The organism is Klebsiella spallanzanii, assembly GCF_902158555.1.
GTDB classification, from domain to species: domain Bacteria; phylum Pseudomonadota; class Gammaproteobacteria; order Enterobacterales; family Enterobacteriaceae; genus Klebsiella; species Klebsiella spallanzanii.
The window spans coordinates 61645-78954 of the sequence record NZ_CABGGS010000002.1 but is presented as its reverse complement, the minus strand read 5'-3'; the positions used below and the strand labels follow the sequence as shown (position 1 = coordinate 78954).

Annotated in this window: 14 protein-coding genes; 6 read left to right on the top strand and 8 right to left on the bottom strand. The window is 56.5% G+C overall.

Annotated elements, in window-relative coordinates; translation table 11 throughout:
* The first annotated feature begins 93 nt into the window (after positions 1–93).
* Both FN082_RS03885 and iolB read left to right on the top strand, forming a co-directional pair.
* Entirely contained in the window at positions 94–1599 is a 1506-nt protein-coding gene (locus tag FN082_RS03885) for a CoA-acylating methylmalonate-semialdehyde dehydrogenase (RefSeq protein WP_139541028.1), read from the top strand.
* A gap of 18 nt (positions 1600–1617) precedes the next feature.
* The gene (iolB, locus tag FN082_RS03880) at positions 1618–2427 is read left to right on the top strand and encodes a 5-deoxy-glucuronate isomerase (protein WP_142981183.1); all 810 of its coding nucleotides are present in this window, start codon (positions 1618–1620) and stop codon (positions 2425–2427) included.
* Positions 2428–2569: 142 nt separating this feature from the next.
* Here iolB and FN082_RS03875 read toward each other — a convergent pair whose 3' ends face one another.
* Both FN082_RS03875 and FN082_RS03870 read right to left on the bottom strand, forming a co-directional pair.
* On the bottom strand, positions 2570–3427 hold the full coding sequence (locus tag FN082_RS03875) for a MurR/RpiR family transcriptional regulator (RefSeq protein ID WP_139541030.1): 858 nt from the start codon (positions 3425–3427) through the stop codon (positions 2570–2572).
* 151 nt (positions 3428–3578) lie between these two features.
* A complete protein-coding gene (locus FN082_RS03870; RefSeq protein WP_139541031.1) occupies positions 3579–5492 on the bottom strand; it encodes a bifunctional 5-dehydro-2-deoxygluconokinase/5-dehydro-2-deoxyphosphogluconate aldolase in 1914 nt (637 codons plus the stop codon).
* 526 nt (positions 5493–6018) lie between these two features.
* On the opposite strand from FN082_RS03870, the gene iolD reads away from it, so the two are divergent.
* The 4 genes from iolD to iolE are packed head-to-tail and all read left to right on the top strand — an operon-like array spanning position 6019 to position 10871.
* Positions 6019–7959 (top strand): 3D-(3,5/4)-trihydroxycyclohexane-1,2-dione acylhydrolase (decyclizing), encoded by a 1941-nt coding sequence (gene iolD / locus FN082_RS03865; RefSeq protein WP_139541032.1) that lies wholly within the window; start codon positions 6019–6021, stop codon positions 7957–7959.
* Between the two features lie 48 nt (positions 7960–8007).
* On the top strand, positions 8008–9021 hold the full coding sequence (locus FN082_RS03860; RefSeq protein WP_139541033.1) for a Gfo/Idh/MocA family protein: 1014 nt from the start codon (positions 8008–8010) through the stop codon (positions 9019–9021).
* A gap of 40 nt (positions 9022–9061) precedes the next feature.
* Positions 9062–9946, top strand: coding sequence for a sugar phosphate isomerase/epimerase family protein (locus FN082_RS03855; RefSeq protein WP_110276622.1), 885 nt, complete (start codon positions 9062–9064; stop codon positions 9944–9946).
* A 25-nt stretch (positions 9947–9971) separates the two neighbouring features.
* Entirely contained in the window at positions 9972–10871 is a 900-nt protein-coding gene (gene iolE, locus FN082_RS03850) for a myo-inosose-2 dehydratase (RefSeq protein WP_139541034.1), read from the top strand.
* A 159-nt stretch (positions 10872–11030) separates the two neighbouring features.
* Here iolE and FN082_RS03845 read toward each other — a convergent pair whose 3' ends face one another.
* From FN082_RS03845 to ahr, 6 genes are all read right to left on the bottom strand, one after another.
* On the bottom strand, positions 11031–12341 hold the full coding sequence (locus tag FN082_RS03845) for an ABC transporter substrate-binding protein (protein WP_142981182.1): 1311 nt from the start codon (positions 12339–12341) through the stop codon (positions 11031–11033).
* Entirely contained in the window at positions 12334–13407 is a 1074-nt protein-coding gene (locus FN082_RS03840; protein WP_139541036.1) for an ABC transporter ATP-binding protein, read from the bottom strand. Before FN082_RS03840 ends, FN082_RS03845 begins: the two co-directional genes overlap by 8 nt.
* Before the next feature lie 5 nt (positions 13408–13412).
* Entirely contained in the window at positions 13413–14237 is an 825-nt protein-coding gene (locus tag FN082_RS03835; RefSeq protein ID WP_139541037.1) for a phosphodiesterase, read from the bottom strand.
* Between the two features lie 10 nt (positions 14238–14247).
* Positions 14248–15135 carry a carbohydrate ABC transporter permease gene (locus tag FN082_RS03830; protein ID WP_139541038.1) on the bottom strand — a complete coding sequence of 296 codons (888 nt, stop codon included), beginning with the start codon at positions 15133–15135 and terminating at the stop codon, positions 14248–14250.
* Positions 15125–15997: a carbohydrate ABC transporter permease gene (locus FN082_RS03825; RefSeq protein ID WP_139541039.1), complete on the bottom strand. Its 873-nt coding sequence runs from the start codon at positions 15995–15997 to the stop codon at positions 15125–15127. The genes FN082_RS03830 and FN082_RS03825 overlap by 11 nt, the downstream gene beginning before the upstream one ends.
* A 181-nt stretch (positions 15998–16178) precedes the next feature.
* On the bottom strand, positions 16179–17198 hold the full coding sequence (ahr, locus tag FN082_RS03820; protein WP_139541040.1) for an NADPH-dependent aldehyde reductase Ahr: 1020 nt from the start codon (positions 17196–17198) through the stop codon (positions 16179–16181).
* Positions 17199–17310 lie beyond the last annotated feature (112 nt).

Below are 17310 nucleotides of genomic sequence, written 5' to 3'. Positions count from 1 at the left end.
TTAATTTCATTTTACTACGGTTATAGCACAGCAGATCCAGTAATGGGCCGTACTGCGTTGGCCCCCGATACCCCATACATATGAGGCGAGAGCATGACTATCACAGGAAACTTTATTGGCGGGAAAACCGTTACCAGCGCCAGCAACAATACGATGCCGGTTTTCGACCCCGCGACGGGCAAAGTGGTCCGCGAAGTCACGCTATCGACCGCGCAGGAAGTGTCTGACGCGATTCAGGTTGCACGCGATGCTTTTGAAGGCTGGTCACGTACCACGCCGCTGCGTCGCGCCCGCGTGATGTTCAATTTTAAAATGTTACTTGAACAGCATGCTGAAGAACTGGCGGGGATTATCGTCAGCGAACACGGTAAAGTCTTTTCTGACGCGCTGGGTGAGCTGACCCGCGGCATGGAAGTCGTTGAGTTTGCCTGCGGCATTCCGCATCTGATCAAAGGGGAATTCTCATCGGATGTCGGTACCGGCGTTGACAGCTATTCGCTGATGCAGCCGCTGGGCGTGGTGGCGGGAATTACGCCGTTTAACTTCCCGGCGATGGTGCCGATGTGGATGTTCCCGCTGGCGCTGGCCTGCGGGAACAGCTTTGTCCTCAAGCCGCCCGCGCTGGCGCCTACTGCCGCAGTGCGTATGGCTGAACTGCTGAAAGAAGCAGGCCTGCCGGATGGCGTTTTTAACGTGGTGCATTGTAGTAATGAAGATGCTGAACAGCTCTACAGAGACCCGCGTATCGCGGCGGTAAGCTTTGTGGGCTCTTCCGGCGTCGCAGAGCATATTTATAAAACCGCCAGCGCTTATGGTAAGCGAGTTCAGGCATTCGGCGCCGCGAAAAACCACGCGATTGTTATGCCAGACGCCGATCTTGATGCCACCGTCAATGCCATTATGGGCGGCGCGTTCGGTTCTGCGGGCGAGCGCTGCATGGCGTTGCCGGTGGTGGTGGCCGTGGGTGATGAAACAGCAGATAAGCTGATTGCGCGCCTGAAACCGCTGGTGGAGTCGCTGAAGGTCGGTCCAGGCTGTATGCGTGGCAAAGAAGAGAACGAAATGGGTCCGGTCGTTTCTGATACTCACCAGAAAAAAGTGCTGGGCTATATCGATAAGGGCGCCAGCGAAGGGGCTACGCTGGTGGTCGATGGACGTAAGCTGAAGGTCTCCGGGTTTGAAGAGGGGTACTACGTCGGCGGAACGCTGTTCGACCACGTGACGCCGGAGATGACTATCTGGCGCGAAGAGATTTTTGGCCCGGTGCTGGGGATTGTCCGCGTGGCGGATTACCACAGCGCGCTGGAGCTGGTGAACAGCCATGAGTTCGGCAACGGTAGCGCCGTCTTTACCAGTAATGGCCACACTGCTCGAGAATTTGTACATGATGTCCAGGCCGGAATGGTTGGGGTCAACGTACCGGTACCTGTTCCAATGGCCTTCCATAGCTTTGGCGGCTGGAAACGCTCCGTATTTGGCGCACTGAACGTGCATGGGCCGGATGGCGTGCGTTTCTATACTCGTATGAAAACCGCCACCGTCCGCTGGCCGCAAGGTCAGCACACCGTATCTGAATTTAGTATGCCGACGTTAGGCTAATCGGCGAAGGAGAGCGCCATGTCTTTACTGGCTAAAGCAAAACAAGAAGGGCAGATCCAGCACATCACCCCGCAGAGCGCGGGGTGGAAATATATTGGCTTTGATGTCTGGATGTTAAAGAAAGGGCAAACCGTTACCCTGGAAAGCGGCGATCGCGAACTGTGCCTGGTGCTGGTTGCCGGGCTAGCTTCGGTAAAAACCACGAAGGCAGACTTTCCAAACCTGGGCAAGCGAATGTCGCCGTTTGAGCGGACGCCACCCTGGTCAGTCTACGTACCGCCGCAGGATAAAGTCGAAGTAACGGCAGATTCCGATCTTGAACTGGCGGTATGCAGCGCGCCGGGGAAAGGAACGCTTCCGGCGCGAGTGATTTCCCCGCAGGACGTGGGCGTGGAGCATCGTGGTAAAGGGCGCAACCAGCGCCTGGTGCACAATATCCTGCCGGATAACGTGCAGGCAGATTGCCTGCTGGTGGTAGAGGTTTACACCGGTGAAGGCGCGACCAGCTCATGGCCGTCGCATAAGCACGATACGGCGCTGCCGGGACAGGAAACCCAGTTGGAAGAGACCTACTACCATCGTTTCGATCCGCCGCAGGGCTTCGCGTTCCAGCGCGTCTATACCGATGACCGCAGCCTGGATGCTTGCATGGCGCCTTATAACCACGATGTAGTCATGGTCCCACGCGGTTATCATCCGGTAGCGGCGATTGCCGGTTATGATAGTTACTATCTGAACGTGATGGCTGGTCCGGACCGCAAATGGATGTTCACCTGGGAAGAGGATCACGCATGGATCAACAGCCCTGATTATCCTCGCCACGATTAACCTCTATTAATGATAAAAAGGCCGGCTAGCGATGCTAACCGGCCTTAAATTTATCCATTGTTTGTCAGCCCGTGAACCCGTGAAAACGAGGTTTGGTAGCCCGGGCAGGCGCAGCGCGCCGCCCCCGGAAAAGGCGAAAGACCTAGGCCAGCTGTTTTGTTTCTGAATCTTTGCTGCTGTTTAGCGCCAGAGAAACCGCCAGCGTCTGGGCCAGGCACAGCGATGCCACCTGCGAACGGAAACCATCAACCTGCGCCTCGCGCACCACAAAGCAAACGTCGCTGAAGGCCGCAAGCGGGCTGACCTGGCTGTCGGTAATGGCTATCTGTCGGGCTTTGCGCTGCGCGCCCAGCTCAACCAGTTCAACCACTTCACGTGCATAAGGCGAGAAGCTCACTGCGACAACCACATCCTTCGGTCCTACCAGGCTTAACTGCTCGGTGAACATACCGCCCAAACCATCAATAAGGAATGCCTTCCGGTCCAGATGGCGCAAGGCATAGGTCAGGTAGGAGGCGACGCTAAAAGAGCGGCGCAGGCCGATAACGTAGATATTCTCCGCTTCCGCCAGCAGCGCTACCGCACGCTGAAGTTCGTCGCCGGAGGTCTGCATGGCCAATTGCTGTAACGCCTGCGTATTGACCATAGTGAACATATTAAGAATTTCGGTCGGCGTTTCCGGCGGGGTCGCGTCATCCGTGGTGGTCTGGCGGAACAGACGCGCACGCTCGGTGTAGTTAGCCGTCTCTTCCATCAGATGCTGCTTGAACATCTGCTTCATTTCGTTGAAACCGCTAAAGCCGAAAGCATTAGCGAAGCGAATCAGCGTGGAAGGGGGAACGTCAGCTTGTTGCGCGATAGAGGCCACGGTGTCAAAAGCCACGCTATTACTGTTATCCAGAATATAACGGGCTACCTGTTTCAGGCGTTTGCTTAACGTGTCGTAGCGACGCCTGATTTCATCCTGCAAGATGGTAAGTTGGGTCGGATTATTGGCCATAGATTGCGCTCTGAGAAAATGGAAGGAATATAATTTCCAGTGTATCAAATGAAGCGAATTTTTCATTCACTACGGTGAAATACGCGATTCATTTCACGAAGATCCAGAAAAAAGCCCGCATCTTCTGGAGAGGATGCGGGTCGGGTTAGAATCAGCCGCGGGCTTCGCGCCAGTAGCCGATGAGCGTGAGATAGTTGCGTTTCACTTCGTCAATCAGCGCCTCGTCGCTCAGTTCTCCCTGCATCCAGCGGCGCGACGGCTGGCCAAAGATGGTACGACCGACGGCAAAGCCTTTGATCATCGGGTGCTTCGCCGCTTCGGCAAAACCGGCGCGCAGGCGATCTGATGGCGCGTCCAGACCGAGGATCAGGATCCCGCGGCACCAGCTATCTTCGCGTTCGATAAGCTTGCTGATTTTCTCCCACTGAACGCTAGATAGCGGCGGCAGCTTCCACCAGTCCGGCTGAATGCCGAGCTGATAGAAGTGCTCCAGCATATCGTGGTAATGGCGTTCATCTTTATCCGGGCCGTTCTCCGGCAGGATGATTTCCAGCAGCAGCTCATGCCCGGATTTATTGCACGCCTGCCAGACTTCCAGCAGCAGCGCATCCTGCTCGGCGCGCAGCTCAGCCGGATCGGCCGGATGATAGAAGACCAGGCATTTCACCACGTGCTCCAGCGGCCAGTCGATCAGCTGGGAACCGATGTTGCCATGCTCCAGTCGCAGCGGGCGCGAGCTCGGCATTTCGATCGGCCGACCGATCCACCATCCCTTGCCGGTGATGGCATTCAGCGAGCTTTGACCGTAGGTGCCATCGGCGAGGATACCGCTGCGTCCATCAAGACCGGCTTCTTTGGCTGCGCTTTCCGCAGCCGCCAGCAGCAATAGCTTCAGCTGTGGAATGCAGGATTCATTACGCCCGGTTTCCTGAGCGAGATCCGACAACTGCTTACGGTGGTCAAAGGCGAAGATGCACAGCTCCGGCCACGCCTGACGGCGGCTGGTGACGCGATGGAGGTGGTTAAGGCGGTCGTCGATATCCGGACGCGGGACCGATTCTGCCCGCGACAGGTAGTCATCAAGTTCGACTTTGGTCGGCATCGCTGGCGCACAGCCGTGGCGTGATACGACCAGCGCGCCGCAGGCGTTAGCATAGCGACAGGCCTGCTCCCAGCCTTCATCGTTAAGCCAGCCGCGCAGCAGGCCGGACATAAAGGCATCGCCAGCACCCAGTACGTTAAGCACTTCTACACGCACACCTTGCTGTAGCGGTACGCTATCCCAGCTGTCAGGAATGGCGCCTTCCAGTACCACACAGCCCATCGGACCGCGTTTGCAAACCAGCGTTGCTTTCGTGGCGTTACGCACGTTTTTCAACGCGGTCAGCGTATCGGTACTGCCTCCAGCAATATGGAACTCTTCTTCTGTGCCGACGACTAAATCGAACAGATGCAGGACTTCCTGAAGCTGGCTGGTCACCTGGCCCGACTCAACGAAACGCGTTTCACCATCGCCTAAAGAAGTTAGCCCCCAGAGCACCGGGCGATAGTCGATATCCAGCGCGGTACGCAGGCCGTGACGGCGGGCATATTCCAGCGCTTTCAGTACCGCTTCACGCGTGTTGGCGTGTGAAAGGTGCGTGCCGGTTACCGCCAGGGCCCGGGAAGATGCGATGTACTCTTCTTTAATGTCTTCTGGCGATAAAGCCATATCGGCGCAGTTATCGCGGTAAAAAATCAGCGGGAATGTCTCCTGATCTTTAATCCCCAGCATCACTAACGCCGTCAGGCGTTGCTTATCCGTGATTAAGTATTCCGTATCGACGCCGGCGCGGCTAAGCGTTTCACGTAAAAAACGGCCATTGTGTTCATCGCCCACGCGGGCAAGCATCGCCGATTTTAATCCCTGAATGGCGGTGCCGAAGGCGACGTTGCCGGAAGAGCCACCCAGGTATTTAGAAAAACTGGCAACATCTTCCAGCCTCGCGCCAATCTGCTGGGCATAGAGATCGACTGCCACCCGGCCAATACAGATGACATCGAGTCGCTTTACTGCTGCATTCATAGCTAGGGTTTCCTTTTGCATTTCTGCTGTACGGAAGAGTCGGAATGCCGACAGCGTCTCCGAAAACAGCCTGAGGGTTATTGGTTACCCCCTAGTTTGAGAAATAAATATTTCATTTGCAAACTAGATCGAAATTAAAAAACCAAAAATGTGAGGGATATACCACTATGCCGCGCTGAGCCTCATTCTGCCTAAGATCCTGCACGGTGACTGAAAATAGAACAGAGGTGAGTACAGTATCTTCCTTTACCTATGATTTTTAAGGGGATATCAAAGAAAAAACCTCGTAAATTGAGCGTCATCCCGTATGCAGGATGCCAATGAAACGGGTGAAATGCATAGAGAGTTTGATCCCTCTCGCAAAATGAAATATTTCTTCTGTATTTCTATTTAATGAAAAAAATGTTTGCCTATAATCCAAAAGTATTCCAGTGACGTTAACGATTTCCCTGACTCATCGCTTGTATCGCTGTGCAGGGCAAACGGGAACTCACACGCAAATACTGAACAATAAGGATTGGGCAACATGGGCAAACTGAGACTGACAATGGCGCAGGCGCTGGTGAAGTTCCTGGATAACCAGTACCTGGAAGTGGATGGCGAAGAGCATAAATTCGTAAAAGGCATCTTTGCTATCTTTGGCCACGGCAACGTTCTGGGGCTGGGTCAAGCTCTGGAACAAGACAGCGGTGAAATGCGGGTCTATCAAGGGCGTAACGAGCAAGGGATGGCACATGCCGCGACCGGTTTTGCCAGACAGTCCCTGCGCCGTCAGATAATTGCCTGCACCTCTTCTATCGGCCCCGGCGCGGCGAACATGATTACCGCTGCCGCAACGGCTACCGCCAACCGTATCCCTCTGCTGCTGCTGCCTGGCGATGTGTTCGCCACTCGCCAGCCGGATCCTGTTTTACAGCAAATTGAACAGAGTCATGACCTGAGCATTACCACCAACGACGCGTTTCGTGCAGTGAGCAAATACTGGGATCGCATTACCCGCCCGGAACAGCTGATGAGCGCCTGCATCAACGCGATGCGCGTGCTGACCGATCCGGCGGAAACCGGTGCAGTTACCCTGTGTCTGCCGCAGGACGTCCAGGGCGAAGCCTGGGATTATCCAGAGTCCTTCTTTACCCGTCGCGTACATCGTCTTGACCGTCGCCCGGCCAGCGCCGCGCAGTTGGCGGATGCGGTTGCGGCGATTAAAGCCAGCCGTAAGCCGCTGATTGTCTGCGGCGGCGGGGTGAAATACTCCGGTGCAGGCGAGGCGTTGACCCGTTTTGCCGAACGCTATGGCGTTCCGTTTGCCGAAACTCAGGCCGGGAAGGGTAGCGTGGTCTCTTCGCATCCGTTTAACGTTGGCGGCGTCGGGGAAACTGGCTGCCTGGCGGCAAACCTGCTGGCGAAAGAGGCGGATTTAGTGATTGGCCTCGGCACGCGTTTCAGCGATTTCACCACCTCGTCGAAATGGATTTTCCAGCATCCGGGCGTGCGCTTCCTCAATATTAACGTCAGCAACTTCGATGCCTGGAAGCTCGATGGTATTCCGATGCTGGCGGATGCCCGTGAAGCCCTTGATGCCCTGGATGACGCCCTGTCCGGCGATACCTGGCAGGCCGCGTGGGGCGAGCAGATCGAAAGCGTACAGAGCCGCCAGTTGAAAGAGACTCAGCGCGTTTACCAGGCGGTGTGGCAGGAAAAATCTTTTGTACCAGAAATTGACGACCATCTGGATCGTGAATCGGTGTATCGCGAATTCCGCCAGATAACCGACTCAACCCTGACGCAAAGCAGCGTTCTCGGCGTGTTAAATGAAACGCTACCGGCGGATGCGGTGATTGTGGCGGCGGCGGGAAGCCTGCCGGGAGACCTGCAGCGCGTCTGGCGTAACCGGGCAACCAACACTTATCACGTGGAATACGGCTATTCCTGCATGGGCTATGAAGTCAGCGCCGCGTTGGGTGTGAAGTTAGCCCAGCCGCAAAGTGAGGTCTATTCACTGGTCGGCGACGGCTCGTTCATGATGCTGCACTCCGAGCTGGTGACCTCCCTGCAGGAGCGCGCGAAGATCAACATCGTGCTGCTCGACAACATGGCTAACGGCTGCATTAACAACCTGCAAATGGAACATGGAATGGACAGCTTCGGCACCGAATTCCGCTTCCGCTGCGCCGAGTCTGGCCAGCTGCAGGGTGGCCTGGTACCGGTAGATTTCGCCACCGTCGCTTCCGGCTACGGCTGCAAAACCTGGCGCGTCACGACGCTCGATGAGCTACGCCATGCGCTGGATGCCGCACGCCGCGAAACCGTCAGCACCCTGATCGACATTAAAGTGCTGCCGAAAACCATGGTGCACAAATACGGCAGCTGGTGGAACGTCGGCGTCGCGCAGTCGGCACTGTCCGAGCGGATCCGCAAAGTGGCCGAAATGATTAATGAAAAACGCGCTCAGGCGCGGGATTACTAAAACAGAACACAAACCCTGAACCCTACAAATCTCGGGAGAAAACCAACTATGTCACTCAAATTAGGTGTCATCGGTGCCGGCGCTATCGGTAAAGAACATATCCGCCGCTGCACTCAGGTACTGCAGGGAGCCACGGTAGTGGCGGTTTCGGATATCAACGAAGAGAACGCGCGGGCCGCGGTTGCATTGCCGGGCGTGCATGCAGAAGTATATGCCGACGGTCATGATGTGATTATGGCCAGCAACGTAGATGCCATTCTGGTCACTTCATGGGATCCAACCCACGAAGAGTACACCCTGGCCGCCATTGCTGCCGGTAAGCCAGTGTTCTGCGAGAAGCCGCTGGCGATGAGCGCAGAAGGCTGCCGCCGGATTGTTGATGCAGAGATGAAAGCCGGTCGTCGCCTGGTACAGGTTGGGTTTATGCGCCCTTATGACGAAGGCTACCTGGCGCTGAAAAAAGTGATCGATGACGGCGATATCGGCGCACCGCTGATGCTGCGCTGCGCGCACCGCAACCAGTCGGTAGGTGAGGATTATGTCACCAACATGGCGATCACCAACACCCTGATTCACGAGCTGGACGTTCTGCGCTGGCTGCTGAATGACGACTATGTTTCCGTGCAGGTGCGCTTCCCGCGCTCTACTTCGCACACCCATGCGCGCCTGAAAGATCCGCAGATCGTGTCGTTTGAAACGAAAAAAGGCACCCTGATCGATGTTGAAGTCTTCGTGAACTGCCAGTACGGCTACGATATCCAGTGTGAAGTGGTTGGGGAAACTGGTATTGCCCGCCTGCCTGAGCCGTCAGCGGTGCAGATGCGTAAATCCGCTAACCTGTCGACTGCCATTCTGGTCGACTGGAAAGATCGCTTTATTAAAGCCTATGACGTTGAGCTACAGGCCTTCATCAATGATGTTCAGGCGGGCGAGCTGCACGGCCCATCGGCATGGGATGGCTATGCAGCATCCGTGGCTGCCGACGCCTGTATTAAAGCGCAGGGAACCAGCGAGCCGGTTGAGGTGACGCTGCCTGAGTGCCCGGCATTCTACAAACGCTAAGCGCGATTGCTGACGGAACTTCTTTGCACAGGTAACGACGATGAAAATTGCCTTTGATGTTGATGTAATTAAAGACCTCGGGGTTACCCGAATGGTTCACCAGGTGGCGGAGTGGGGCTACAAGTACATTGAGCAATCGCCGCATCCGCAGATCAACCCGTTCTACAAGCACCCGCGCGCCAGCCGGGAAATTATGGCTGAGTACAAGCAGGCGCTGCGTGAAACCGGCGTGGAGCTCTCTTCATTTATCTGTGTTTATCGCTGGTCCGGTCCGGATGAGCTGCGCCGTCAGGCGGCAGTGAAAAACTGGAAACGACTGATCGAAATTGCGGTTGAAATGGGTGTACAGGTGATCAACACCGAGTTCTCCGGCGATCCTAACCAGCCAGAGATTTGCGATGAGATGTTCTATCGCTCCATGGAAGAGCTGCTGCCGATTTTCGAACGCGAAGGTATCCGCGTTGAAATCCAGGCGCATCCGTGGGACTTCTGCGAAGAGAACAACGAAACCGTCGATATTGTTAAGTCGTTCCGCAGCGATAACGTTAAGTACGTCTACAGCGTCCCGCACACCTTCTTCTATGACAAAGGCGTGGGTGACGTTGAGAAGATGCTGCGCTACGCGGGAAGCGATCTTTCTCATGTGCTGATTGCTGATACCCGCAACCATACAAAACATTGCCGCTATATCGTTAATCCGCCGGGAGTGGATGCCGTCGTTCACCAGCATGTGGGCGTCGGGGAAGGGGATGTTGATTTCGACGCGCTGTTCCGTACCTTGCGCGACATGAAATTTGCCGAGCAGACCTTCAAGGTCGGCGGTGAGCCAATTGTGGCCACCTCGCTGTTCGGCTACCCGGAAAAAATGAAATACCAGGCAGTGGAAACCCGTGAACTCATCGAACGTGAATTGCTGCGCCGATAAGGCGCAGCGGCAGGAGCCCCCTACTATGAACAAAGATAACGTGAAACTGGCTATCGCCCCGATTGGTTGGACTAACGACGACATGCCAGAGCTGGGCAGCGAAAATACTTTCCAGCAAATCGTCAGCGAAATGGCGCTGGCAGGCTTTACCGGTAGTGAAGTCGGCAGCAAATATCCACGCGATCCGGCGGTTCTCAAGCCGATGCTGGATATCCGCGGTATTCAGATTTGCAACGCCTGGTTTAGTACCTTTTTTGCCAATGGGCAGCGGGAAAAAACTATTGATGAATTCGTCAATCACATGAATTTTCTTCATGCGATGGGCGCAAAAGTGATTGGCTGTTCTGAGCAGAGCGGCAGCATCCAGGGTCTGGAAAAACCGATTCTTGGCAATGCGAAACCGTGCTTTAGCGAACAAGAGTGGCAACAGGTTGCGGAAGGCTACAACACGCTTGGTCGCCTGGCGGCAGAAAAAGGCATGCAGGTCTGCCTGCACCACCATATGGGCACCGGCATCCAGACGACAGAAGAGATCGACAAGTTTATGTCGCTGGTGGATGACAAAGTCTTCCTGCTGTACGACACCGGCCACGCCTGGTATTCCGAAGGCGGCGAGGAGCCGATGCTGGCGATCCTGAAAAAATATCTGCCGCGCATTAACCACGTGCACCTGAAAGATGTGCGTCCGCCGGTGATCGAGCAGGTGCGCCGCGAAGGGCTCTCTTTCCTCGATGGCGTGAAGAAAGGCACCTTCACCGTTCCGGGCGATGGCGTGATTGATTTCCGTCCGGTGTTCAAACTGCTGGACGAGCATGGCTACAAAGGCTGGATGGTGGTTGAGGCAGAGCAGGATCCGGCGCTGGCTAACCCATTCGAATACGCAGTAAAAGCACGTAAATATATCCGCGAAACGGCAGGAATCTAATCGTTGTTTCACTTACAGGCCATACTTCGTATGGCCTGCTTTTTTTCCTGTCTCACATCCTGAATCCTTTCGTAAATGCTCAACCGCGCTGATCCGAATAAGCTGCGCTGAACTGTCCCCTCTCCCCATCGGGGAGAGGGTTAGGGTGAGGGGAAAGACTTACTTCACTTCCGCCAGCGCGGTCTTATCCACATACGGCTTCATCAGCGCATCGGCCTCCTTCTGCGCCGCCTGCACGGCTGCTTCCGGGGTGACTTTTGCATCGTTTACCGCTGCGGCCAGCTGGTTTTCCATCGCCTTACGCACGGCAACGGTCTCCCAGGTGGAGTACCACGGATGGGCATACTTCAGTTGCTCCAGGGCGATAGCCGCTCGCGGATCCTGCTGCAAATATGCTTTCATTTCCGGCGTATCGTAGGCGGCCTTGCGCGGCGAGAAGTAACCGGTAAAGCGGCTCCAGGCACCGTTAACCTGCGGACTAACCAGATACGTCAGGAACTGATACGCCGCTTTCTTCTGCGCATCGTTGATGCCCTTAAAGCTCACCAGGCTGGCACCGCCGATTGGCACTGCTCGCTGCTCTTTGGCCGGTAGCATCGCCACACCCAGCTCAAAATCTTTGCTGTTCTCGCGCATAAAGCCCAGCGCGCCGGTACTCAGCATCGCCATCCCGACTTTGCCGGAGAAGAAGCTGGCGCTGATCTGTTTCGAATTCAGCACGCCGGAAGGCATTACCTTGTCTTTATAAACCAGGTTCTGCCAGAAGCGCAGGGCGCCGATGGTGGTCGGCGAGTTGTAATACACTTCGCCCGGATAATCTTCATTAAAGTATTTACCGCCGTTGGCGCGAACCAGCGCCGAGAAGATCCAGCCGCCATAATCATCGTTAGTCGACGGCAGCATGATCCCCCACTGGCCTTTGCTTTCGTCGGTCAGCTTTTTGGCATCTGCCAGCAGCTCGGCCCAGGTTTGCGGCGGCTGTTTGAGCCCGGCCTGATCGAACATCGTTTTGTTGTAATAGAGGATCGGCGTCGAGTTATGGAAAGGGATCGCATAGGTGGTGCCCATGACCTGGGCGTTTTTATGCATCGCAGGCCAGAACTCCTTCACCAGAAAATCTCCCGCTTTTTGATTGCCATACTGGAACAGTTCGTCCATCGGCAGGATCTCATCCTTCAGCGCCAGATCGGTGGTGAAGTTGGCGGACATAATCACCAGCGCAGGCGGCTGCCCGGCCTTCTGCGCGGATTCGGCTTTGATCTTGGTGGTGTCATAGTTCCCGGTAAAGATCCCGCGCACTTCCACGTCCTGCTGCGACTCGTTGAATTGCTTAATGACGCGGGTCATCTCCATGGTCAGCTTGCCGTCCACCGGCGCTGGAAACATGAAATCGATCTTCTCTTTCGCCAGCGCCGCGCCGCTCAGGGCGAAGCTGAGCCCGACCGCGAGAGCGGTGAGGGGTTTAAACATGGTCTGTCTCCATCAGTAAATTGTGCTGTTGCTCAGCATGAAAAAGATGAATATCACCGGGCGAAAAGCCGAGGGGCAGCGAATCGCCTTTCTCCGGCACCGCGCCGCGATGGCGGCGGCTAAAGCGTAAAGTGCCGATGGGGGTGCTGACATGAAGCAGATAATCTGCTCCCATCAGTTCTCGTTGCAGCACGGTGGCAGGCAGGCGCAAATGACTTTCCTCCACGCGATCGCTGATATGTTCCGGACGAATGCCTAACCATACCTGGGACTCTTCGCGGTAGCGCGGCGGCAGCGGATGACGCTGTTCGCCGAGCAGTACCTCGCCGTCAGCACAGGGCAGTGAGAGCAGATTCATCGCCGGGGAGCCAATAAACCCGGCAACAAACAGATTGGCCGGGTTGGCGTAGAGATACTCCGGTCGCCCGACCTGCTGCACGTGGCCGCCGTTCATCACCACAATACGGTCGGCCATCGACATCGCTTCCGTCTGGTCGTGAGTTACATAGACGGTGCTGGTTTTGAGCTGCTGGTGGAGGTCCATAATGCTGTCGCGCACTTCGCTGCGCAGGCGGGCATCGAGGTTGGAGAGCGGCTCATCCATCAGGAACAGGCGCGGATTGCGCACAATCGCCCGCGCCATCGCCACCCGCTGCCGCTGGCCGCCGGAAAGTTTCGCCGGTTTGCGCTCCAGCAAGCTATCCAGTTGCAGCATCTGCGCGACTTTATCCACCCGCGGCTGCCAGCTGGTTTTCTCCTCTTTGCGCACCTTCATGCCGAAGGTGATGTTGTCGCGTACCGACAGATGCGGAAACAGGGCATAGTTCTGGAAGATCATCGCGAAATTACGCTCTCTGGGCGACATTTCGGTGATGTTCTCATCATGCAGCCAGATCTCCCCCTCGCTGACCGGCTCCAGTCCGGCAAGCAGACGCAACAGCGTGCTTTTACCGCAGCCGGACGGGCCTACCAGCACCACGAATTCCCCATCGTGAATATCCAGCGACAGGGCGCTGAGGGCCGGTTTTCCGTCAAACTGTTTACTGATGTTTTGCAGACTAAGCATGGCGATTAGCGATCTTCCGTTGGGCAACTGATATTTTCGTCGTACATCCACGGTCCGGCGTAGTGGGTCAGCGGATGCTGGTAGCTCACCCACTGTTCGCCCACCTGGCGATGCATCAGGCACGACGCCGGGGAGAGGTCGTAATACGGACGGGTATCTTCATGAAAATAAGGTACCTGGTGGACGGTTCCCGGAATGGTGGAGATGATGGCCTGGCGATACTGCGTCATGGTCAGGCTATGGTTATGGCCGCAGAAAATGCGCGTCAGCGACGGGAAGCGTTCAACCAGCCCCAGCAGACGGTGGCCGTTTTCGCAGGCGATAGGGTCCATCTGCGCGTTGCCAAGCGGCAGCGGCGGATGATGCATAAACACCGTCGCCGGTTTATCGCCGCCGTCAAACAGCTGGGCTTCCAGCCATTTGATGGTTTCGTCGGTCAGCCAGCCTTTCGACGTCCCCGCCCGGCTGGAGTCAATAAACAGCAGGCGAGTGGCAAAGTCATCTACTGCGTAATGCATGTTTTGCGCGTCGGTACCGAGCTGCGGGCACAGCGGATGCAGGTATTCCAGAAACAGCGCTTTATCGTCATGGTTGCCGGGAATGAGATACAGCGGATAGTTCAGGCTGCCGAGGATCTGGCGAGCGACCTGATACTCTTCCGGGCGGCCGCAGTTGACGATATCACCGCTCACTACCACTGCGTCCGGACGTTCCTGCAGGGCATTAAGCTGGGACACCACGTCGGCGTTGGCGGCGTTAACGTCAATAAATCCATACAGCTTCTGGCCGTGACTGCGGAAATGGGTATCGGAAATTTGCGCTAACAGCATGAATAACTCCTTATTTGATCCCGGAGAAGCCGAAGCTTCGCAGGAACTGTTTCTGGAAAAGGATGAACGCCAGCATCAGTGGCAGACAGACCATCAGCGTTCCGGCACCGATGATGCCCCACTGACCGCCGGATTCTGCGCCCATGGCGAAAGAGACCAGCCCCACGGTCAGCACCTGTTTATCCGGGTCGTTCAGCATCATTAGCGGCCACAGATATTCGTTCCAGTGGTAGGTAATGCTGACGGTGGCGAAGGCCAGCACCGACGGCCAGGACATCGGCAGCAGCACGCGAAACAGCACCTGCCACCAGCGACAGCCCTCCATCAGCGCCGCCTCCTCCAGCTCTTTAGGAATGGCGAGAAACGCCTGACGCATCAGGAACACGCCGAACGCCGAGGTGAAGTAGGGCATCATCACCCCCGTAAGGGTATTGAGCAGGCCGAAGGTTTTCAGGGTCAGCATGTTCGGCACCATCATCACCACCGGCATGATCATCAACTGAACGAGGAACATCAGGAACAGCGTCTTCTTGCCGCGAAATTCGTGGCAGGCGAAGACGTAGCCGGCGGTGGTAATGGTCAACAGCTGCACAAAGAAGGTGCCGAAGGTGAAGATAATGGTGTTGGCGTAGAGGCTTAGCCAGTCGGCGCTGGCCCAGGCATCGCGAAAGTTATCCAGCGTCAGCGGTAACCGGGGCAGCAGGGAGGCCATATCCTCGCCGAAGGTAGTGGCGCTGAACGAGGTCGCCAGCATCCATAAAAACGGGCTCACCCACAGCAGCGCCAGGCAGCACATTAATACCGTAAGCGTAAAGGGCTGCGAGCGGCGCAGGCGCAGCCATAGCGGGCGTGATGCGCTTTGTGAACGCAACACCAGCGGCGAGATTTCAGCGCTCATAGTGCGCTCCTTTCTCCAGCAGTTTGAGGTTAATCAGCGAGAAGGCGAACAGCCCGGCCAGCGTCAGGAAGGTAGCGGCGGAGGCTTTACCTAAATCATGGGTATCCCAGGCGAGATTCTGGATGTAGTAGAGCAGTACGGTGGTAGCGTTATCCGGCCCGCCGCGGGTCATCACCGCCACGTGGTCGATCTGGGTGATGGAATAAATCAGCGCCGTGGTAATGACGAAGCTCAGGGTCGGGCGCAGCAGCGGCAGAGTTACTTTAAAGAACACCTGCGTGCGGGTGGCGCCTTCCATTATTGCCGCTTCGCGCGTCGACGCCGGGATGCTTTGCAGTCCGGCAAGGAAAAACAGCATGTAGTAACCGGCGAACTTCCACACGCCAATTAGCGACAGAGCCAGCAGCGCGCTATTGCTGCGCCCCAGCCAGTTGTTGTTCATCGGGTCAAACAGCTTCGCCAGATAGTGATCGAGCAGGCCGAGGCCGGGCATAAAGATAAACAGCCATAGCGCGGCGGCGCTGACCATCGGGATAATCATCGGGAAGAAGAAGGCGGTGCGCAGCCAGCGGTTGATGCGGTGGTTCTCGGTCAGGGCGACCGCCAGCAGTAGGGCCAGCGTTACGCCCGGCACTACCGTCAGCAGGATATAAAGCAGGTTATTCACCAGAGATTGCCAGAAGACGCTATCGTCGAACAGGCGGCTGAAGTTCTCCAGCCCGACATACTGGCCGCCATCGCTGACCATGCGGGTATCGAACAGGCTGTCATAGACCGAACGCCCCAGCGGGAACCAGGTAAACAGCAATAAAAACAACAGGGAAGGTGACAGTATCAGCCAAGGGAGCCAAGTTTTTCTCATGGTGGCAGACGTCTCGTTCAGGCGTTTGTAGAAGCCCGGATTTTGAGAAGGATTGACTGCAAAAGGATGGCGGGGAGATGACGGTTTAATGACCCGAGGGCGAAATACCGGGCAGACGGGCCGCCCGGCGGTGAAGTCCTGAGTCAGGAGCGTTCATGCCACGCCCCTGTCACGGATATCATTAGAAGTCGGCTTTCAGCACCACGCGGTAGCGAGCTTTGCCCTCGCGAACGTGCTTCAGCGCTTCGTTGATTTGTGACATCGGGAACAGCTCGGTGGTCGGTGCGACTTTGCTGCGTCCGGCAAATTTCATCAACTTGCGCAGCTCGGACGGGTTGCCGGTAGCCGAACCAGAGATGCTGCGGTCGCCGCCAATCAGGGTGAAAGCGGGGACCGGGAACGGCTTCATTACCGCGCCAACGGTGTGGAAGTTGCCGCCGTACGCCAGCGCTTCAAAGTACGGCTGCCAGTCGAGGTCGACGGCAACGGTGTTGATGATCAGGTCGAACTGCCCGGCCAGCACTTTTAAGGCTTCAGGATCGCGGCTGTTTACGACGCGATCGGCGCCCATTGCCAGCACTTCCTGCTCTTTCGCTGGGTTTGAGCTAAAGGCGGTGACTTCCGCGCCCATTGCGTGCAGCAGCTTGATGGCGATATGGCCGAGGCCGCCAATGCCGATCACTCCGACGCGGCTGTTGGCCGTGACGTGATGCATCAGCAGCGGTTTGAAGACGGTAATGCCGCCACAGAGCATCGGCCCGGCGGATTCGATATCGACGTTTTCCGGCAGCGGGATCACCCATTGCCAGTCGGCGCGAAGTTTATCGGCAAAGCCGCCGCGGTTAATGATGGTAGGGACCGAGCCTTCCAGACAGTTGATCTGGTTGCCGCTGATGCAGGCATCGCAGTGGCCGCAGCTGCGCGCCGTCCAGCCGATACCTACTTTCTGGCCGATTTTAAGGCCCTTCTCCTGCGCCGCGCTGCCCAGCGCCGCCACGCGACCAATCACCTCGTGACCGGCGACCAGCGGATAGCTCGACATGCCCCATTCGTTGTCGATCATCGACAGGTCAGAGTGACAGATCCCGCAGTACTCCACCTGCACTTCGACATCTTCCGGCTTGAGGTCGCCGGCATCGTACTCCCACAGCGACAGATCGGCGCCCGCTTCTTTGGCGGCGTAACTTTTAATAGTGCTCATGACAGATTCCTTGGGTTTGGCGTAGTTTTGGCATCGTTAAGAAGGAAGTGTAGAGCATGAGGCGAGGGGACGCTTGGCAGAAGGAGGGGGGAAGGGGGTTGAGATTGCGCAA